Annotated in this window: 2 protein-coding genes and 1 pseudogene; 1 reads left to right on the top strand and 2 read right to left on the bottom strand. The window is 41.6% G+C overall.

What is annotated here, in order from left to right:
* A pseudogene (locus tag IBX48_RS10520) lies at positions 1-209 on the top strand (hypothetical protein); the annotation flags it as partial.
* A gap of 751 nt (positions 210-960) precedes the next feature.
* On the opposite strand, the gene IBX48_RS10515 reads toward IBX48_RS10520, so the two are convergent.
* Positions 961-1,236, bottom strand: coding sequence for a type II toxin-antitoxin system RelE/ParE family toxin (locus tag IBX48_RS10515; protein ID WP_296834373.1), 276 nt, complete (start codon positions 1,234-1,236; stop codon positions 961-963).
* Positions 1,226-1,435, bottom strand: coding sequence for a DUF6290 family protein (locus IBX48_RS10510; protein WP_296834371.1), 210 nt, complete (start codon positions 1,433-1,435; stop codon positions 1,226-1,228). Before IBX48_RS10510 ends, IBX48_RS10515 begins: the two co-directional genes overlap by 11 nt.
* Between the last annotated feature and the right edge of the window lie 178 nt (positions 1,436-1,613).

Here is a 1,613-nt window from a genome sequence, read left to right as displayed (position 1 = left end):
AACACCAAGCCAAAATCGCGGCACTCGATTTCTGGCAAACGGTCATTGACCACCCACAGATTTCACAAGACTTTAAAGCGCGAGCTACACCGATTTACCAAGAGCTTAAAGCCGATCTATATTTGCACGAAAACGCCGATGCTTTAGGAGCCAAGGCGTATGCCGAATTTAAAGAGATTGAACAAGTCGCCGAGGGCTTGAAAAACTAAAACAACAATCCACCAGGCCTGGTGGTGGGTATAGGGTTTCAGTCGTACACAAGGCTTGGGCTCAGTCTTTTGCTAACTGATCGTGGAATACCGGCACTAAATACTTATTACCGTATCCGCTGGAATCTTAAAGTGAAATAGGGGTGTCTTTATGAATGCGACTTGCCCGCTTGCAAGAAGCTAACTAGCGTAATTCTACTATTTTGACTAATCTTGATGGTAAGACTTGTACACCACATACATCAAGCTAAAAATAAACGCAAACAGCGCAATCACAACTAAATATTCCATCATAGTTCCTTCAGCCTTTTCAGGCATTTAAATACATTGTTATTGATTAAGGCAATACCGACAGAAACAAACAAAATAGCGACAAAACAAGCAAATAACAAAACGCCATTCTGCGAATCATAGTTTTTAGCAAACCACGCTAACAGCGACACATCAATCGCGGCTAGTACAGCAAAAACGACTTTATACTAACCAATTTCTTGCTCTAATTGTACTTGCTCAGACATATCAACAATCTCAAGCTTTTCCTTAGTTTACCTCAGGCCAGCATAAAAATAAAACAACGTATGTCCCTTTATGATTGCCACTGTGTGCAACTGCAACCAAGCCTGGTGATGGGCAAATAGGCTTTGGGCTGACATAAGGCCTGGGTTAGTCTTTGGCTAACTGGTCGCGGAATACGAGTTCAAACATCGGCGCCAGATATTTATTGTTCTATTCACTGAGGTGATCAGGGTCATTAACTTTTAGAATAAACCTCTTTGCGATGACGAATTTTGACGACATTAATCACAACACGCTGCTCAATGACTTCATAAATCACGCGATAGTTACCCACACGAAAACGATAATAGGGCGATAAGTCACCGACGAGTTTTTTGCCTATAAAAGGATTCACCAGCAACTTTGTTTTAATCGCCTCTAGAATTTTACGCTGCCAGGCCTGGTCAATTTTTTTTAGGTCTTTAATCACCTTGTAATCAAAAACCAACTGATAGTTTTGTTCAGTGCCCAAGCGCTTTTTCCAGTTCTTCGATGCTTATCAGGTTTCGATCTTGCGAATTGCTACGAGTCTGTGCCTCCAACCAATCCTGCATATCTTCTTTATAGTTTTCTAATGCCTTTTTCACAAAAAAACTTTTAGGGCGCTGGGTTTGCTCAGCCAAAGCATTAAGAAAGCTTTCCATTTCAGCATCTAATCTGACGGTTAACATAACAGGCCTCCTATGCAATACATGTATTACATATAATACACTAAGCCCTAAATCTGTCAAACCACCAGGCCTGGTGCCGGGCAAGCTGACTTCTGGGTTTAGTCTTTTGCTAACTGATCGAGAAACACCTGCTCAAACATCGGCACCAAATATTTATTGCCGTATTCGCTGAGGTGGT

Source organism: Thiomicrospira sp. (genome assembly GCF_014859555.1).
GTDB lineage: Bacteria > Pseudomonadota > Gammaproteobacteria > Thiomicrospirales > Thiomicrospiraceae > Thiomicrospira.
The sequence above is the reverse complement of the archived record's forward strand: the minus strand, read 5'-3'. Positions and strand labels throughout refer to the sequence as shown.

What these genes read in the sequence shown, in the direction of transcription:
- IBX48_RS10510 (WP_296834371.1), bottom strand. Translation starts at nt 1,435, where the DNA reads ATGTTAACCGTCAGATTAGATGCTGAAATGGAAAGCTTTCTTAATGCT.